We start from the raw sequence: 16,573 nt of genomic DNA, 5'->3' as shown, positions 1-16,573 counted from the left end.
TCAGTATCGGTTTATGAAAAACGCCTTTCGGCGCCGTTCATATGATGCATAGCAAGCCGTGGATTCTGGTAACGTTACCATAAAGACGTGTCGGAAACTTTGCGGGATATTTTATTGGCCACAATGACGAGAATCAGGCCAATCACCCCTTGAACCATCCCGACGGCGGTCGCATAGCCGAACTGGCCGTTCTGCAAGCCGGCCCGGATAATGTATGTATCCAATATTTCCGCCAAATGCATATTCCCCGGCGTTCGCAGCAGATAGATCTGATCGAAGCCCGCCGATAAGATGTTGCCAAGCGACAAAATGAACAAGATAACGATCGTCGGCAATATCGAAGGAAGGGTAATGCTCCAAATTTCATTCCATTTGTTCGTACCGTCAATCCTGCCGGCTTCATACAGCTCGGGATTGATGCCCGATATGGCCGCCAAATAAATGATGGAATCCCAGCCGATCCCTTTCCATATGTAGCTCCAAAACATGATCGAGTAAAAATAATCGCCTTCCATTAGGTAAAAGGTGGAGCCATCTCCGCCCATCGCGCTGATGGCCTGATTGAGCAGCCCGGTGTCCGGCGCCAAGATGCGCTGCAGCATCCCGACCACGACCACCCAGGAGATAAAATGAGGCAAATAAGAAATGCTTTGCGCAATGCCTTTGAACCGCTTATGTCTCACTTCGTTGAACATGAGCGCTAATACAATCGGAAAAGGCATGCCGACAAACAGCTTCAGCGAACTGATAATGAGCGTGTTTTTGATCAGGGTCCAGAATTGATAGTCATTGAAAAAGGTTTCAAAGTAATGAAAGCCAATCCAGGGACTGCCCAGGATGCCCATATTGAACTTGTACTCTTTGAAGGCCAGGATAAGGCCGCCCATCGGAATGTAGTTGAAAATGATAAAATACACAATGCAGGGCAGCAGCATAAAATATAAATATTTGTGCAGCAAAATTTTTTTCCACAGCTTCCGCCATCTTCCCGAATGGATTCCGGACGCGTGAGCATTCGTGTGCATTCCATCAGTCCTTTCCCTTATCATCTTGGATGTCGTTGGATAGGTACGGCTCACCTCCATATGTCTTCTTGATCGAAAATCGTATGGTATCGATTCCATAAAAATGATAAAAAAAACGAGTGAGTCTGCTATTCAATTCTGTTTACAAGCACCTTTTTACTACTTTTTACCTCGTAAGCGCTTTCCTTTGCCTCATTTTATCTGAAATCCTTTCCATAGTCAATAAAAAAAACGAGTGTCTCCTCCGCTTCAGCAGCATCTCCGGCTCCTTGCCGCTCATACGAACCACACGGGTCGGCCGCACAGGCAAATCGGTTCGCTCAGCTTTGGATTCAGCGCCTCTCCTCCGTAATCCGACCTCCATCCGGTCACTATCCCATTCAGTCAGCTGTACGTTCGCTATCCCGGTTGGTCAGACATACGTTCACTATCCCACTCGGTCAGACATATGTTCACTATCCCGCTCGGTCAGACATATGTTCACTATCCCGCTCGGTCAGACATATCTTCACTATCCCGCTCGGTCAGCTATATGTTCACTATCCCACTCGGTCAGAAGCCTTTCACAAAGATACCATGGTATGCGCGAACACTTTGGGACTGTAATGGATGAACGAAGCAGCCGGATCCCGGCATCGCCCCCCGGAGAACTTATCGGAACCTTTCTCCCTGCAGATCGTACCTAACTGGTATAGACGTAAGATATTCATTGCTTACTATCCAGCATTATGAAAATCCAGCATTATGAAATCTGGCATTGACGTAATTATCACAATCGGCAGGACTAACGCTTCATATAGCGCATCAGGAGGAGGAATTATGGAACAGATTCGAAGCATCGCATTGATCGGCGGCAACGGAAAGGTCGGGCGCCATATTGCGCGCACCGCAGCGGAAAAAGGGTATCATGTACGGATGCTGACTAGACGGCCTGCCAACATGCCTTCAGCGGTTAAGCTTATCGAAATCAGAGAGGGAGACGCGCAGGACATCCAGACGATTCGCGAGCTGCTGCAAGATTGTGATGCCGTCATCAATACATTGGGGCAGCCCGTGAGGGCCGTTCCGATTTACAGCATCGTTACTTTGCAGCTTCTTGAAGTGATGCAGGAATACGGGATGCGGCGCTACATCGGAGTCAGCGGGGGCTCGCTGGACGTTCCGGGAGACAAGAAGCGCCTCGTCAACCGGATCGGAGCCCGGGCCTTCGATCTGTTTTTTCCCCAGTTGATGGCGGATAAGCGCAAAGAGCTGGACATCCTCCTGCAAAACCAGCATATCGATTGGTCGCTTGTTCGCTTGCCGTTCGTCAAAGATGGGCCCTGCAAAGGCAATATCAAAGTCAATCTGTACGATATGCCCGGGTCGTCGATAACGAACTCGGATATTGCGGCTTTCCTCATCCGTGAGCTAGAGGACCCTGCTTGGATAAGACAAACGCCTTTCATCTCACATTGAAGATCTGACGGCATCTGCATGCTTCTTACCAGGCTCTTGTACATATAACATATAGACAGAGGCAGCGGAATTCCAACCGAATTCCGCCGCTCCTGCTCTTCCCCTCGTGCCGCTTCAGGCTGAGCCGAGGGGAGAATGATGCTAAGCGCCGCAGGCAGCATTCCTTCCCCGGAGGGCCCCCCTCCGCGCGCTTATAAGCTATCCTCCGGCACGCATTGCCGCATTGCCGTTGCGCGCCTTCAAGCGGTGCACGCGTCAATCCGTTCCTGGACGGCTTGATAGCATTTCTTGCATACCTTCAATTCCTTGCCGTCGGACTTCGCCCGGCTGTAAAGCAGCTTGATTCGCGTGCTGGCGCAGACGGGACAGGTTCCTCTCCCGCGCGCCGGCAGCCTCCAGAGCGATTTGCCCCGTTTGTTTTTCGCCATGCTCCCTCTCACCTCCCCTTCCCCATTCTCCGCGCGAGGACACCCCGCAACCGGTTCGTTTACGGGTATGAGGAAGGAGCGCCGAATATGACGCGGGATTTCGCCGTCCGCGCATTTTTCGCATCGAATCCGGGCAAGTCATGGTATGATAAGAGAAAAAGCTTGTTAAGGAGAGGTATCCTCATGAATCAAGTTCGTATCCTTACAGACAGCGCGATCGATCTTCCCCGGTCCGTCCTCGAGGAGCTGAACATCACGGTGCTGCCGATCATCGTAACCCTCGATCAGAATCAATACGAGGACGGCGTTACTATACAACCGAAGCAAATGTTCGACGGCATGCGCCAGGGGCTCGTGTACAAAACATCCCAGGTTCCGATGGAGCGGTTCCAGCAGACCTTCGCGGCGATCGCGGAAGCCGGCGAAGAAGCGATCTACATTGCCTTCTCTTCGGAGTTATCGGGTACATACGCGTCCTCGCGGATGATGCTCGAGATGGTGCAGGAGGATTATCCCGACGCATCGATAGATATCATCGATTCCAAATGCGCCTCATTGGGCTTCGGCCTCGTCGTCGAGCAAGCGGCGCGCTGGGCGGCCGAAGGCATGTCCCGCGAGCGTCTCGTGTCCAAGGTGCGCGCCTTGGCCGCCGGGATGGAGCATGTATTCACCGTAGATGATCTGGAATACTTGTACCGCGGGGGGCGGGTCAGCAAATCTTCCGCCGTGATCGGCGGCCTGCTGAACATTAAGCCGGTGCTGCATGTGGAGGACGGCAAGCTTATCCCTGTGGACAAGGTTAGAGGGAGGAAGAAATCGATTCAGCGGCTGGCCGACCTGATGGAGCAGCGCGCCAACCTGGATGACAAGGATCAGCTTATCGGGATCGCTCACGGCGACGACCCGGAAGCGATGGAGATGCTGAAGCAAATCATCAACGAACGGTTCGGCATGCATAACATCATGACCGGCTCGATCGGCTGCGCGATCGGCGCCCATTCCGGTCCAGGCACGCTCGCCCTGTTCTTCCGCAACCGCGCCTATACGGAAGCCGAATAATCCGGCAAAAACAGAAGCCCCGCTCCAGAAGAAGGATGCGGGGCTTTGCTTTATTTTCGGCTTCAGGCGACGATGATCTCCTCTTCGGACTCCTCCGTCTTCGCCTCCGCCGGCTGCGGCTTCACGCCGTTGAACAACAGATTCATGACGAGCGCGGTGAACGTCCCTGCGACGATCCCGTTATCGGTGAGAATCCGCACCGTGTCAGGCAAGCTGTCGAAGATGCCCGGCGCTACCGTGACGCCAAGTCCCATCCCGACCGAACAGGCGATGACGAACAGATTCTCGTGACGGTTCAGGTCCACTTGGGATCCGATCATGCGCAGGCCGCTGGAGATGACCATGCCGAACATCGCGACCATCGCCCCGCCCAGCACCGAATCGGGAATAAGCAGCGTGAGCGCCGCGATTTTCGGCACGAAGCCGAGCAGCATGAGCAGGCCGCCCGCGACGACGATGACGTCCCGCGTCTTGACGCGGCTCATCTGGATGAGGCCGACATTTTGCGAGAAGGTCGTGTACGGGAACGCGTTGAACAGTCCCCCGATGAAGATGGCCAGCCCTTCGGCCCGATAGCCGCGGGCCAAGTCTCTCGAATCGAGATCGCGGTCGACGATCTTGCTTAGGGCCATAAATACCCCGGTGGACTCGGCGATGCCGACCATCGCGACGATAATCATCGTCAAAATCGCGGTCGGATTGAACTTCGGCGTCCCGAAATAGAAGGGCTGCACGGCATGGAACCAGCTCGCGTCCAGCACGGGGGCGATATCGACCTTGCCCGTCAGCGCCGCGGCCAGCGTCCCGATCAGCAAGCCGATCAAGACCGAGATGGCGCGCATGAAGCCCTTGGAAAATTTGTTAAGCAGCACGATAAAAATAAGCACGCCGAACCCGAGCAGCAGATTGTCCGGGCTGCCGAAGTCCGGACTTCCCTGTCCTCCGCCCAGATTGCCGAAGGCGACCGGGATGAGCGTAATGCCGATGATGGTGACGACCGACCCGGTCACGACCGGCGGGAAGAAGCGAATCATCTTCCCGAACCATCCGCCGAACAGAATGACGAACAGCCCCATCGCCAATATCGACCCGTAAATATACGGTATGCCGTACTCCGAACCGATGGCGATCATCGGCATCACCGCCTGGAAGGCGCAGCCGAGGACGACCGGCAGGCCAATTCCGAAGAAGCGGTTCGTAAAGACTTGCAGCAGCGTCGCGATGCCGCACATAAGCAGATCGATCGCGACGAGGTAAGTGGTCTGTTCCTGGGTGAAGCCGAGCTGGCTGCTGACGATCAGCGGCACGATCACCGCGCCGGCGTACATCGCCAGCACATGCTGGAGACCGAGCGAGAAGGTCTTCAGCGGATGGCGGTGCCTTTGGAACACCTTGTTGTCCACCATGCTCATTCGGCGGCCACCTCCTGCGCCTCATCGACGAAGGTCACGGTTCCGTCCTCAAGCGAGGCGACGCGGACCAGCGATTCGACGCGGTAGCCGGCAGCCAGCAAATGATCGCGGCCAGGCTGGAACGACTTCTCGATCACGATGCCGAAGCCGACGACAGCCGCCCCGGCTTGCTCGACGATGCGGGCCAGGCCGGAGGCCGCTTCGCCGTTCGCGAGGAAATCATCGATGATGAGGACGCGATCATCCGGCGAGAGAAATTTTTTGGATACAGTCACTTCATTCGTCTCTTGCTTCGTGAAGGAATATACCTTCTCGACAAAAATATCGTCGCGCAGCGTCAGCGACTTCTGCTTTCTCGCGAAGATGAGCGGCACATTGAGCACCAGCGCCGTCATTAAACCGGGCGCGATGCCGGACGATTCGATCGTCAGCACCTTCGTAATCCGCTCGCCGCCGTAGCGCTTCACGAATTCTTCCCCGATTTCCTTCATAAGCACCGGATCCATCTGATGGTTCAAAAATGAATCCACCTTGAGCACGCGGTCGCTTAGCACCAATCCCTCTTGCAGCACTTTGTCCTGAAGCCGTTTCACTGTTCATGTTCCCCTTTCGATATTGGCAGCCTGTCCATCTTTTCCGCATTTGATGCACCCTGCAATGACAAAAAAGCCCGCGCCGCCCATTCCGCAAGGAAATGAGAGGCACAGGCTGAGGGAACCGGCCGCATCATGCCGGCTGACGGCATGATCGGCAACGGCAGCGGGCCGGCCGAGCGGCGCGGACGCCCCTCGCGGCAAGCTGTCGAATCGGGTTCCCGTAGTCCAATCATTTCCGGTGATCGGGTAGAAACATGCAGGCCGATTCCTGCACATATACGAGAATAAAGAGTCGCTGCTAATAATAGGCGTCTCCCCTGCCTGGCATCGGCAAAGGAAGCCGCATGGTGTCGAATGAATATGTCGAGAAGTATACAACAAGTTTGCTGGAATGGGAAGAGAAAATTTCTGAAAATCCAGCGCGCCCGCATGAGGCGCTCTTGCCTGAGACCGAACCGGGATTGGCCTGCATCCGGTTATGCTCCGCATTCGGGGGAAGGAATAAAAAATGAAGCTTGACAGCAGCGACGAGATGTAACTATAATGGTTACAACAAATGACTTTCATAGGCCTGATGCAAAGTGAGTTTGTGAATATGTTGTATCTGAATGGGTTACAACATAGGTAGCATAATGTACCAATGACAAGAAAAGGAGCGATTTCCATGAACATCGGAATTATCGGAGCGACCGGCAAAGCCGGCAGACGCATTATGGCAGAAGCATTGGAGCGGGGACATCAAGTAACGGCTATCGTGAGAGACGCGTCCAAGCTGGCGGATCTGTCCACCCCGCGCGTATTGGAGAAGGACGTGTTCCAGCTTACCGCTAACGACCTGCAGCCCTTCGACGTCGTCGTCAACGCGTTCGGCGCGGCGCCGGGCAGCGAGCATCTTCATGTCGAAGCCGGACGGGTGCTGATCGAAGCGCTGAAGAATGCGCCGAACACCAGATTGATCGTCGTGGGGGGAGCAGGCAGCCTGTTCGCCGATGAGCAAGGAACGGTCCGGGTCATGGATACGCCGGACTTCCCGGCGGAATACCTTCCAACGGCGAAAAATCAAGGACAGAACCTGGAGGATCTGCGCGCCAGCTCCATCAATTGGACGTTCATCAGCCCTTCCGCCTTCTTCGATCCGGAAGGACCGCGCACAGGCAAGTATGTAACCGGCAAGGAACAGCTTCTCATCAACTCGGCGGGCCAAAGCTATGTCAGCTATGCCGACTACGCGATCGCCCTCGTGGACGAAATCGAACAGCCTCGCCATCTGAAGCAGCGGTTCACCGTCGGCTCGGAATCCAAATAAGGAACCTGGACAAGGGGGGCGGCATGCCCCTCTTTTTCCTTGTCTTTGTGCAAAATATCCGCTTCCCTAACACTATTCCGCCTATGCGGCCGCCATCTCGCGGCATTTCTTCGCGCAAGCCTCGCAGGCCTCGGCGCAAGCCTGGCAATGCTCATAAGCATGGTTCCGGCATTCGTCCGCGCATCGCTCGCAAATATCGGCGCATAGCGCGCAGGCCTCCTTCAAATGCTCGCTATTCCGCGTCATGAATTGGTCGGCCAGGACGCAGGCGTCCGCGCAATCCCGCGTCAGCCGGATGCAGTCGGTCATCGGCCTCACCTCTTCCTCCTGCAGGCATGCATCATAGCACTGGTTGCATTTCTTCATGCATTCGAGACATTCCCGGATGCATCTCATCATCGGTTCGGTCGTCATATGGTTAGGCCTCCTGTTCATGGCTGTCTCTTTCCGTGATGCGGCTTCGTCATCGTGCCTATATCCTTTTTACACCGTGCTACCGGACATGAAACCTCGCCCATCCCGCAAGCCTGGCCACGCAGAACAGGGATGGCCCTCAGACCATCCCTTCCCCTATAGCTGCCGCCCCTTCGGTTACGGCGTATCCCCGAACAGGCTCATCTGCTCCCACTCCGGTCCGATGGACGGAGGTTCCATGCCGAGCAGACGCATCAGCTGGAGCGCATTCGGAGCGGCGTCCCCGCCGGAGTTATTGTTGAAAATAACGCAGCACTGCTCCGTCTCGGCCAGCATAGCGAGCAGCCGCTCCTTCCAATCCAAGAGTTCCTGCTCGTTGTAGCGGTACAAATAGCGGACCTCCCGCCAGTTCGCCTGGCCTTGCCCTTGCCAGCCGGATGCGTTCCGGCCATGCAGGCGAACCAGCGTCTGTCCTTTGTCGGTCGGCACCGGCACGATCGGAATCGAGCCTTCGCCGGCTTGCGGCTCGTCGCAGACGCTGTGAATCCAGCCTTCCTCCCGCATGAACGCCAACGTCCGCTCGCGCATCTCCGGCGCGAACCAGCTCTGATGCCGGAACTCGAGCGTGATCGGCAGCGAGCCCATCCACTGCCGGGTGCGGCGCAGGATGTCGACATGCTTCCTCACGCAGTGGAACCAGGGCGGGTACTGGAACAGCACGGAATGGAGCTTCCCGGCGGCATGCAGCACCTCGGCCGCCTCCCGGCAGGCCCGGAACATCGCTTGCGCATTATCATACGGGATGCGGCCCCGCGTATGGCCCGTCATCCCTTGGTACGCCTTGACGACGAAGCGGAATCCGTCGGGAGTCTGGGCCGCCCAGCTCTCCATCCGCTCCGGCGACGGGAGCGCGTAGAAGGAGCTGTCCATCTCGACGACAGGGAAGCGCTTGGCGTATTCCGCCAGCTTCTCCGGCCCTTTCGTTCCCGGCGGGTAGATATCATGATCCCCCCAGCCGGCCAATCCAATCTGAATGCGATCCGAGACGGGTTGTTCGGTCATGTCCGGCATAGCATCGACACTCATTTCCTGAAGTTGTTGTCCGCATCATGCAGATACCCGTATCATATCATATTCGCATTCAGGACAGCCATTGCTGCAGATGCGCCTTCACGAACGCATCATCGCTCCAATGCGGATAATCCCGCTGGATGCGGTCGATCTCCTCCGCCTGGCCGGGAGAGAGCGTCTCCTCCGGATCGAGGCACCATATGCCCGGAAGGAGCCCCTGCCGGCGCAGCACCTCGTGAATGCCGGGAATGCAGCCGGCGAACTGATGGGCCGCATCGAACAGCACCGCGTTGCAATCGGTCACCTCGATATTGCGGGTCAGCCATTCCGTAGCGATCGAGCCGGAAGTCCGCACCGTCTTGATCGACTGGAGCAGTTCCGCCGCCTTGCGGGTCCAGACGGCCCAATGGCCGAGCAGGCCGCCGACGATGCGCTTCTCCACCGTCTCACCGTTCACCTGGAACCTGAACACCGTCAGCAGATCATTGATAATGTTGTCGTCATTGCCGGTATAGAGCGCAATCTCGTCGCACCGCGGCGACTCGCATACCGCGCGCGCGACATCGATCGTCTGGTACCGGTTGAAGGGCGCCATCTTGATGGCGACGACGCCGGGAATGTCGGCGAACGCTCTCCAGAACGAATAGCTGAACACCCGCCCCCCCACCGACGGCTGCAAATAAAAGCCGAACACCGGCAGGACCGCGGCAACCCGTCTCGTCCGCTCCAGCAGTTCCTCTTCGGAATAGCCGGATAGCCCGCCCATGCTGAGCAGACCGGCATGGTAGCCCAGACGAAGCGCCGTCTCGGCTTCCTGCACCGCCTGCTCCGTCGGCCCGCACAGTCCGGCGACCATCAGGAACGGCCTAGCGAGCCGGGCCCGTTCGACCTCCTCCGCGGCCAAAGCCAGCACCTTCTCATAGAGACGGTGCTTCGGGTCGCGGATTTCGAACTGCGTCGAATGCACGCCGATGGCGATGCCCCCGGCGCCCGAAGCCGCATAATAGCGGGTCAACGCCCGTTGATAGCGCACATCCAGTTCCCTGCGTTCGTTCAGAGCCAACGGATGGGCCGGAATGCACAGGCCGTCGTGCAGCGCTCGCGTCAGCTCTTCTGTCCAGTTCGAAGCCATATCAGAATTTTCCCTCCCGCTCCTGGAAATGCGTCGGCTTGTTGATCGTCTTGCCGTCCCGCTTCACCCATGCCGCCGTCCAGTCGAACAGCGTCTGCAGAGCTACGGACGGATACCCGAACCGCTGCATGGCCGCTGACGCGTTGCTGAGCAGCGCCTCGGAAGACTCCTCGGACGTATAGATCGGCTGCTTGCCGAGCCGTCTTCCCAACTCTTCGGCCGCATAACGGACCGATACCGTCTCCGGACCCGTCACGTTATAGACGGCCGGCGGCGTACCGCATGCGAGCAGCGCCCGGATCGCAATCTCATTCGCATCCCCCTGCCAAATGCAGTTGAAATGCCCCATCGTCAGATCGACCGGCTGTCCGGAAGCGACCGACTTCGCGATTTCCAGCAGCACCCCATAGCGCAAATCGATAGCATAATTCAACCGGTAAATGCAGATTGGCGTTCCGTACGCTCGCGAAAAATGCTCGAACATCCGTTCACGGCCAAGGCAGGATTGTCCGTACTCCCCGACCGGCGCGGGGGACTGGCTCTCGCAAGCTCCCCCCTGCTTCACCGGCGTAAGCGGATACACATTGCCGGTCGAGAAGACGACGATGCGGGACGACCTGAACTTCCGGGCAACCCGTCCCGGCAAGTACGTGTTCATCGCCCACGTCAGATGCTCCTTCCCCGTCGTTCCGAACTTCGTGCCGGCCATGAAGATGACATTGGGCACATCCGGAAGCGCTTGCAGTGCCTCGTCATCGAGCAGATCGCAGGAGATCGCTTCTACCCCGCCCGCAGCCAGCTTATCCATCAGACCCGGTTCCGAGAAACGCGATACGGCGTACACCTTTTTATCCACGCCGGCTGCGCGCATCGCCTCGACCGCCAGCTTCGCCAGCGTGGGGCCCATTTTGCCTCCCGCTCCAAGCAGCATAATATCGCCGTCCAGACGGCGCACATCCTCGATCAGCCGCCGGGATGGAGTAGACAGCATTTGTTCCAATTGTTCTTCCGAATGAATCAACGGTTGCTCCGTTTGCATCAACACGGGTAATTCCTCCCTCCGATGAGTAGCTTGATAAGCATTGCCTCTGCTTCCATCATACGGGGGGCCCGCGAAGGAAAACAAATCTTTAAATCGTCTATAAATGGCTCCGCGGCAGTATGGGAGACAATGATGGACGAATCAACGACAGCCCGCTTCCTCCCCTGCCATAGCGTAATTACATTACATATGTTACTATAATATAGTTAGTATTGAGCAAATGGATTAACCGGGGCTGCCTCAGCCCATGCTACACACGTAGACATTAGGAAGGATGATGATTAGGATGAACCAACAGCACCCTGCGGCCACGGCCGCCGAGACGATGCGCGCCCGGCATTCGGTGCGCAAATATGTTCCGGGCGTGCGCATCCCGGAAGCAGCCATGAATGAAATCCTGCGCTTGGCCGGAACGGCCCCGTCCTCATGGAATTTGCAGCATTGGCGCTTTCTCGTGATCGAGGAAGAGGAGAACAAGCGGGCCCTGCTGCCGATCGCGAACAATCAGCAGCAGATTGTCGACTGCTCCGCCGTCGTTGCCATTCTGGGCGACACGCAGGCGAACTTGGTCGCTGCCGATATCTACGGCGCCCAACTGGCGGCCGGCTCGATTACGCAGCAAGTGCATGACACGCTGGTCGGCAATATTAACCGGGCCTATTCGTCATCGCCTCAAGTGGGCGTGGAGGAAGCGATCCGCAATGCCTCCCTCGCCGCCATGCAGCTTATGCTCGCGGCAACCGCCGCAGGCTACGCCTCATGCCCGATCGGCGGCTTCCGCCGCGACGAGCTGATCAAGACGTTCCGCATTCCGGAGCGCTATGTCCCGGTTATGCTCGTCACGATCGGACAAGCGGCTGCCCCTGCCCATCCGACCGGGCGCTTCCCGCTGGAGCAGACCGTCATTCGGGAACGGTTCCCGGAACAGCCTTAATCTTTTCTCGCGCAGAACGAAGCGCCGGCACCCTGTTGCAGGGCGCCGGCGCTTCTGCGCTTATGACAGCCGGGAGGGGCACACCCGGGTTCACGCGTCACTCCGGTTCGCTCCACCGCATCTTCACATCCAGCTCGCAGCAATCGTTCGGGTCGGTATCGGGCCGCAGCGCGATCCGGATGCCGCCCGGCGTCACTTTGACCGCGATCGGGACCGAGATCCCCGTTGAGCGGAGCAGCCGCAGCACCTCCTGCTCGTGGCCGCGCTGAGCCGCATCCATCACCGAGGCGGCCAGCCTTCGATCCCTCTCGATGCCGGACAGCAGCTCCATCGCCTGCCGGGACAGCTGCTTCGAGATCGAGGCGGAGGCGACGAACTTATCGGGCTTCACCGCCGGATAAGGATCAGGCCGGGAAATCGGCGAGGTTCCGCTCGCTGCCGCGCTTCCGGACGCGGATGGATAGCGGGGTCCGGGCACATAAGACGCCATGGCGGACACTCCTTCCGTAGACAGGAATACACCAGCCTATGCGCCAGGCGGCCGGGCCGTGCGGAACGAGGGCCAGACGGCGCCCCGCCGGAGCGCAATCACCGCGGCCGCTCAGAAGATGCTCCATTCGAATCGTTCGGACAGCAGAGACAGGATGTGCACGCCGGCTACGCTATTCCCCTTCTCATTGAGCGCCGGGCCATAGACGCCAATGCCCAACTGGCCGGGAATGAGGGCCATGATGCCCCCGGACACGCCGCTTTTCGCCGGAATCCCGGCTTCAAGCGCAAATTCGCCCGACGCGTTGTACATCCCGCATGTCGTCATGAACGAGGTCGCAATCTGAACGTATCTTCTCGGAATATAGCAATGCCCCGTATCCGGGTCGCACCCCCGGTTGGCCAGCACGAGCGCCATCCGCGCCAGCTGGCATGTCCGAACCTCGATGGCGCATTGCCGGAAATAGACGTCGAGCGTCGCTTCCACGTCCCCGTCCAAAATGCCGTTATCCTTCAAATAGTAAGCCAGCGAACGGTTCCGGTAAGCGGTCTCCCGTTCGCTCTCGTAGATTCGCCGGTTCCAGGTGATGCCGGGATCATCGGCCAGCATCCGGATAAATTCCAGCAGCCGCTCCGACTTCTCCTCGGGAGTCCGGCCTTCGATCAGCGAGGCGATCGCGATCGCGCCCGCATTGATGAACGGGTTGAAAGGCTTCCCGGGATCGACCAGCTCCAGCTTCAAAATCGAATTAAAATCATCCCCGGTCGGCTCTTTGCCCACCTTGGCGAAGACCCCGGCCTCGCCGCTGTCCAGGAGCGCGAGCAGCAGCGAAAACACCTTCGAGACGCTCTGCATCGTGAACGGCTCCTCCGTCTCGCCGGCCCTCAACCGTTCTCCCCGTAATCCGCACAGCGAAATGCCAAGCGCATCCGGTCTTGCTTCGGCGAGACCCGGAATATAGGTCGCCACCTTGCCGGCATCCGCCATCCGCCGGCTCTCCTCCAGCCACTCCGGCAGCATCTGTTCCAATTCATTCCAATGTGCTGCTATCACACCGCGTCATCCTTCCCTTGCTTCACGCATTGATGTCCATAGCGTGTCTAGGCAGGCGGCATTCCATACGCTCCCTGCGCGCCGCTCGCGCCATTCGAGCGAGGGACAGCCGCCCTCCCCCCTAACGCTTCTTCCGGCCGGATCCGGACAGCTTGTCGCGGATGCGGCCCTCGTATCGGTAATATGCTTCATTCGCCGCCCAACCGCGATCCTCCGACATCTTGGCCAGCCGCACCTGGCGCTCGCTCAGACGCCGGCGGATGCCGTCGCGGGCCTCCTCATCCGTGCAGGCCGCCAGCAATGACTCCAGCCGGACAATGTCCTGGCGCAGTTTTTGCCGCTCGGGCAGCAGTCCCGCGTTATCCAGCAGCAAATAACCCGCGCGAAGATGCTCCGGCACATGCGACAGATCCCGCAGCTTCAACGGCTTGCCCTTGCCTTGCAGATCGTCGAAGAACCCCTCTTCCATCGCCTCTTCGATTTTGCGTTCGGCAATCCAACTCAATATGCTCATCCGGGTTCCTCCTATAGCTTTCTAAATTCCTTGACCAGATTGATAAAGAGAGGCTTTTCCTCCAAATAAGGGAAATGGTTGCTGTCATGGAACACAACCAGTTGCGAATTCGGCAGATGCTCCTGTATTTCCTGCGAAAAAGGAAGAGGACATTGGGTGTCATGTTCCCCGCAATAAATGATCGACGGCGTCAGAACGCCAGTAAGCATGCCGGTAATATCGTAATTCGGCAGTTCGGCATGCGAATAATAGTCCAGCCTGCGCTGAACGACTCGCCCGCTGCTCGGTTCAGAGAAATAATAATCGAAATGTTCCGGCTTGTGCAAAGACATTTCCGTCCATTCTCTCCCAGCCCTCGCTCGCTCTTCTCTGGTCGATTCCGCGGATTTCATGATCGCAAATAATTCGCGCAGCCTTGCATTCAGCGGGCTTCCCGGGCAGTACATGCTGCCTTCATGCTCCATATACCGGTTCGAGGCCGCTGCGCCGCCAACCAGCATTTTCGTCAACGAACCCGGGTGGCGGATCGCATACACCAGTCCAAGCATTCCGCCTGTCGAATGACCGGCATAGCTCCATTGTTCCAGCCCTAACGCTTCCCTGACCGCTTCTAAATCTGTGCATGTCTCGTCCATGCCAAGCTCATGCTCGGATTTTATTTTACACGAATTGCCCGCCTCTTTTAAATTGATGAGATACACCCGAAAGTGTTCCGTGAACCTGTCTGCAAAATAGTAGCCTCGCTCATTAAATTCGCTGTACAAATGCGCAATGCATAACGGCTCGCCCTGACCTTGCGTAAAGATCTCGAATACGCCTCTGGCCGTATCCAGCAGTTCTGCGGTCCACATCAGCTATTCACTCCATTCGTTCTCGCCTGTCCGGCCTGACCGGATGATATATCAAGCCGTCATGTCCCCATAAAAAACCGAAGCTCCCGTGGCGGGAACTCCGGTCTGCTGGTCTTGACGCAATGAGCGGCGGGAGCCGCTTGTTCCGGCTTTGGCCGCGCCGCTGCCGTGCGCCAAGGTTATTGCAGCCGCCCCGGCCAGTCCGGCTCATGGGTCAGCATGAACTGCTCTGTCGTCAAGTAGAGCGGAATCGGCGGCTTCTCTTTTAAATAATGCCGTTCGATCAGCTTGTCATAGTGGACTTGGCGGTTCCGGGTGCCCGGAATGACCGGCAAATCGTCGTGATTCTCCAAATAATCGTCAACTGCCGCCTGCACGGTGTCAAGAGACAGCGGAATATGCTTGTCTTGTTCCTCAAAAATCTCATAGGTCATACGGGACATATAAAAGCGCTGATCCGAAATTCCGCCGAGGTAACGCTTCAATCGGGACAAATCAATGCTTTGGTCGGGACGGAGCAGCGTGGTTCGGGGTATCTGCTCCTGCATATCCTGCTCATACTGGAGCACCGCCCGCTTCACCTCGTCCAACGTGACATGAACCGCTTCGTGCCGGGGGGCAGAAGGCTTGCGCCGCTTGAACCACCGCATCATCGAACCCACCTTTCTCCCGTTCCTGTAAAGTCTTCAGGAAGCAAGTATATTGTATTCGCTTACAGTTCCATTATAACATGGAATGCCTTTGCTTTCCTCTATTTTCGGACCTATTTACAGAGGTCATAGGCAGCAATACGAAGGGGCGGTCCGATCGCGGCAGGCAGCCTGCCGGTATGATCGGCCTCCCGCGGAAGCAGCGAGAGGAGTTGTGGATATGGACCAGCAGCAGCCCCAGCAAGAGCACGCGCCGATGGAAGGCGTCGCGATCGTAACCGGAGCCGGGTCAGGCATCGGACGCGCCGCCGCCCTCCGCTTGGCGGAAGCGGGCATGACCGTCGCCCTGCTCGATCGGAAGGATGATCGTGCCTATGAGGCGGAGCGGCAGATGAACGCCCGGTATCCCGGGCGGGCCATTGCGTACGATGTCGACCTGAAGGAGGCTTCCCGCGTCGAGAACGCGATCGAGGAAGCCGCATCGCACGGGCCGATCCGGGCCGTCTTCGCGAATGCGGGCATCAACGGGATGCTGTCCTCGATCGAGGACATGGAGGTGGAGGATTGGGAGGATACGATCCGAACCAATCTGACCGGGACCTTCGTTACCGTAAAATACGCTCTCCCCTATTTGAAGCAGCATGGCGGCAGCATCGTCATAACGAGCTCGATTAACGGCAGCCGCAAGTTTTCCGGGTTCGGGATGAGCGCCTACAGCACATCCAAAGCGGGCCAGGCCGCCTTCGCCAAGATGGCGGCGCTTGAGCTGGCCCGCTATCGGATTCGCGTGAATGTCATCTGCCCCGGGGCCATCGAGACCCATATCAGCGAGAATACGGACCGCAGACCGTCCGTAGACCGCATCTCGATTCCGGTCGAATACCCCCAGGGCAGCCAGCCTCTTGCGCATGGGCCCGGCAAGCCCGAGCAGGTCGCCGATCTGGTGGCGTTCCTCGTATCCGACGCCTCCAGCCATATTACGGGCGCCCAGATCGTCATTGACGGAGCGGAATCGCTCCTGTAGCCAGCGGGCCGCCCAGCCGCCGCATAGCCCCGCGCAGGCGGAAGCTCCGTGACGGGAAGCGCCATGGCTCGAAGCGCGGCCGGCCAGGCAAGCGCGGGCTATCCCCATCGCGGC

At 57.9% G+C, this 16,573-nt stretch carries 18 protein-coding genes and 1 riboswitch; of the genes, 5 read left to right on the top strand and 13 right to left on the bottom strand.

The genetic code is table 11. The annotated features are described in order from the left end of the window. Positions 1-74: 74 nt before the first annotated feature. Entirely contained in the window at positions 75-1,025 is a 951-nt protein-coding gene (locus tag L6439_RS10575; RefSeq protein WP_213469667.1) for an ABC transporter permease, read from the bottom strand. 819 nt (positions 1,026-1,844) lie between these two features. On the opposite strand from L6439_RS10575, the gene L6439_RS10570 reads away from it, so the two are divergent. Then, entirely contained in the window at positions 1,845-2,483 is a 639-nt protein-coding gene (locus tag L6439_RS10570; RefSeq protein WP_213469666.1) for an NAD(P)-dependent oxidoreductase, read from the top strand. A 239-nt stretch (positions 2,484-2,722) separates the two neighbouring features. On the opposite strand, the gene L6439_RS10565 is transcribed toward L6439_RS10570, so the two are convergent. After that, positions 2,723-2,911, bottom strand: coding sequence for a hypothetical protein (locus L6439_RS10565; RefSeq protein WP_213469665.1), 189 nt, complete (start codon positions 2,909-2,911; stop codon positions 2,723-2,725). Positions 2,912-3,094: 183 nt separating this feature from the next. Between L6439_RS10565 and L6439_RS10560 the strand changes: the two genes are divergently transcribed. Beyond that, a complete protein-coding gene (locus L6439_RS10560) occupies positions 3,095-3,970 on the top strand; it encodes a DegV family protein (protein WP_168180301.1) in 876 nt (291 codons plus the stop codon). Between the two features lie 62 nt (positions 3,971-4,032). On the opposite strand, the gene L6439_RS10555 is transcribed toward L6439_RS10560, so the two are convergent. Together L6439_RS10555 and L6439_RS10550 are read right to left on the bottom strand one after the other, a co-directional pair. Next, positions 4,033-5,382, bottom strand: coding sequence for a nucleobase:cation symporter-2 family protein (locus L6439_RS10555; RefSeq protein ID WP_213469664.1), 1,350 nt, complete (start codon positions 5,380-5,382; stop codon positions 4,033-4,035). Next, complete coding sequence (locus tag L6439_RS10550) at positions 5,379-5,975, bottom strand: xanthine phosphoribosyltransferase (RefSeq protein ID WP_168180303.1); 597 nt, start codon at positions 5,973-5,975, stop codon at positions 5,379-5,381. The genes L6439_RS10555 and L6439_RS10550 overlap by 4 nt, the downstream gene beginning before the upstream one ends. Before the next feature lie 204 nt (positions 5,976-6,179). Further along, positions 6,180-6,280: riboswitch (purine riboswitch) on the bottom strand. Positions 6,281-6,642: 362 nt separating this feature from the next. Between L6439_RS10550 and L6439_RS10545 the strand changes: the two genes are divergently transcribed. Continuing rightward, a complete protein-coding gene (locus L6439_RS10545) occupies positions 6,643-7,284 on the top strand; it encodes an NAD(P)-dependent oxidoreductase (protein WP_213469663.1) in 642 nt (213 codons plus the stop codon). 81 nt (positions 7,285-7,365) lie between these two features. Here the strand turns inward: L6439_RS10545 and L6439_RS10540 are convergent, their stop codons facing one another. The 4 genes from L6439_RS10540 to L6439_RS10525 form a co-directional block, all read right to left on the bottom strand. Continuing rightward, positions 7,366-7,698, bottom strand: coding sequence for a four-helix bundle copper-binding protein (locus L6439_RS10540; RefSeq protein ID WP_213469662.1), 333 nt, complete (start codon positions 7,696-7,698; stop codon positions 7,366-7,368). Positions 7,699-7,875: 177 nt separating this feature from the next. Next, positions 7,876-8,769 (bottom strand): DUF72 domain-containing protein, encoded by an 894-nt coding sequence (locus tag L6439_RS10535; protein WP_213469661.1) that lies wholly within the window; start codon positions 8,767-8,769, stop codon positions 7,876-7,878. Positions 8,770-8,839: 70 nt separating this feature from the next. Continuing rightward, on the bottom strand, positions 8,840-9,901 hold the full coding sequence (locus L6439_RS10530; RefSeq protein WP_213469660.1) for a dihydrodipicolinate synthase family protein: 1,062 nt from the start codon (positions 9,899-9,901) through the stop codon (positions 8,840-8,842). Position 9,902: 1 nt separating this feature from the next. Continuing rightward, positions 9,903-10,919 (bottom strand): NAD-dependent epimerase/dehydratase family protein, encoded by a 1,017-nt coding sequence (locus L6439_RS10525; protein ID WP_213469767.1) that lies wholly within the window; start codon positions 10,917-10,919, stop codon positions 9,903-9,905. Positions 10,920-11,229: 310 nt separating this feature from the next. Between L6439_RS10525 and L6439_RS10520 the strand changes: the two genes are divergently transcribed. Further along, on the top strand, positions 11,230-11,877 hold the full coding sequence (locus L6439_RS10520; RefSeq protein WP_168180308.1) for a nitroreductase family protein: 648 nt from the start codon (positions 11,230-11,232) through the stop codon (positions 11,875-11,877). Positions 11,878-11,974: 97 nt separating this feature from the next. Here L6439_RS10520 and L6439_RS10515 read toward each other — a convergent pair whose 3' ends face one another. The 5 genes from L6439_RS10515 to L6439_RS10495 form a co-directional block, all read right to left on the bottom strand. Then, positions 11,975-12,367 carry a YuzC family spore coat inner layer protein gene (locus tag L6439_RS10515; RefSeq protein WP_213469659.1) on the bottom strand — a complete coding sequence of 131 codons (393 nt, stop codon included), beginning with the start codon at positions 12,365-12,367 and terminating at the stop codon, positions 11,975-11,977. Positions 12,368-12,478: 111 nt separating this feature from the next. Then, positions 12,479-13,420, bottom strand: a complete 942-nt coding sequence (glsA, locus tag L6439_RS10510; RefSeq protein ID WP_168180310.1) for a glutaminase A — start codon at positions 13,418-13,420, stop codon at positions 12,479-12,481. Positions 13,421-13,541: 121 nt separating this feature from the next. Continuing rightward, complete coding sequence (locus tag L6439_RS10505) at positions 13,542-13,934, bottom strand: DnaJ family domain-containing protein (protein ID WP_213469658.1); 393 nt, start codon at positions 13,932-13,934, stop codon at positions 13,542-13,544. Between the two features lie 11 nt (positions 13,935-13,945). Continuing rightward, a complete protein-coding gene (locus L6439_RS10500) occupies positions 13,946-14,785 on the bottom strand; it encodes an alpha/beta fold hydrolase (protein WP_213469657.1) in 840 nt (279 codons plus the stop codon). Between the two features lie 179 nt (positions 14,786-14,964). Beyond that, on the bottom strand, positions 14,965-15,435 hold the full coding sequence (locus L6439_RS10495) for a DUF3939 domain-containing protein (RefSeq protein ID WP_168180319.1): 471 nt from the start codon (positions 15,433-15,435) through the stop codon (positions 14,965-14,967). Between the two features lie 220 nt (positions 15,436-15,655). On the opposite strand from L6439_RS10495, the gene L6439_RS10490 reads away from it, so the two are divergent. Continuing rightward, complete coding sequence (locus L6439_RS10490; protein ID WP_213469656.1) at positions 15,656-16,459, top strand: SDR family oxidoreductase; 804 nt, start codon at positions 15,656-15,658, stop codon at positions 16,457-16,459. Positions 16,460-16,573: the final 114 nt, after the last annotated feature.

It is taken from the genome of Paenibacillus dendritiformis (assembly GCF_021654795.1).
Lineage (GTDB): Bacteria > Bacillota > Bacilli > Paenibacillales > Paenibacillaceae > Paenibacillus_B.
Note: the sequence above shows the minus strand (reverse complement) of the source record. Positions and strands in the feature narration are given on the sequence as shown.

What these genes read in the sequence shown, in the direction of transcription:
- L6439_RS10570 (WP_213469666.1), top strand. Translation starts at nt 1,845, where the DNA reads ATGGAACAGATTCGAAGCATCGCATTGATCGGCGGCAACGGAAAGGTC.
- L6439_RS10575 (WP_213469667.1), bottom strand. Translation starts at nt 1,025, where the DNA reads ATGCACACGAATGCTCACGCGTCCGGAATCCATTCGGGAAGATGGCGG.
- L6439_RS10490 (WP_213469656.1), top strand. Translation starts at nt 15,656, where the DNA reads ATGGACCAGCAGCAGCCCCAGCAAGAGCACGCGCCGATGGAAGGCGTC.
- L6439_RS10555 (WP_213469664.1), bottom strand. Translation starts at nt 5,382, where the DNA reads ATGAGCATGGTGGACAACAAGGTGTTCCAAAGGCACCGCCATCCGCTG.
- L6439_RS10520 (WP_168180308.1), top strand. Translation starts at nt 11,230, where the DNA reads ATGAACCAACAGCACCCTGCGGCCACGGCCGCCGAGACGATGCGCGCC.
- L6439_RS10545 (WP_213469663.1), top strand. Translation starts at nt 6,643, where the DNA reads ATGAACATCGGAATTATCGGAGCGACCGGCAAAGCCGGCAGACGCATT.
- L6439_RS10530 (WP_213469660.1), bottom strand. Translation starts at nt 9,901, where the DNA reads ATGGCTTCGAACTGGACAGAAGAGCTGACGCGAGCGCTGCACGACGGC.
- L6439_RS10495 (WP_168180319.1), bottom strand. Translation starts at nt 15,435, where the DNA reads ATGCGGTGGTTCAAGCGGCGCAAGCCTTCTGCCCCCCGGCACGAAGCG.
- L6439_RS10500 (WP_213469657.1), bottom strand. Translation starts at nt 14,785, where the DNA reads ATGTGGACCGCAGAACTGCTGGATACGGCCAGAGGCGTATTCGAGATC.
- L6439_RS10560 (WP_168180301.1), top strand. Translation starts at nt 3,095, where the DNA reads ATGAATCAAGTTCGTATCCTTACAGACAGCGCGATCGATCTTCCCCGG.
- L6439_RS10540 (WP_213469662.1), bottom strand. Translation starts at nt 7,698, where the DNA reads ATGACGACCGAACCGATGATGAGATGCATCCGGGAATGTCTCGAATGC.
- L6439_RS10505 (WP_213469658.1), bottom strand. Translation starts at nt 13,934, where the DNA reads ATGAGCATATTGAGTTGGATTGCCGAACGCAAAATCGAAGAGGCGATG.
- L6439_RS10565 (WP_213469665.1), bottom strand. Translation starts at nt 2,911, where the DNA reads ATGGCGAAAAACAAACGGGGCAAATCGCTCTGGAGGCTGCCGGCGCGC.
- L6439_RS10515 (WP_213469659.1), bottom strand. Translation starts at nt 12,367, where the DNA reads ATGGCGTCTTATGTGCCCGGACCCCGCTATCCATCCGCGTCCGGAAGC.
- L6439_RS10535 (WP_213469661.1), bottom strand. Translation starts at nt 8,769, where the DNA reads ATGCCGGACATGACCGAACAACCCGTCTCGGATCGCATTCAGATTGGA.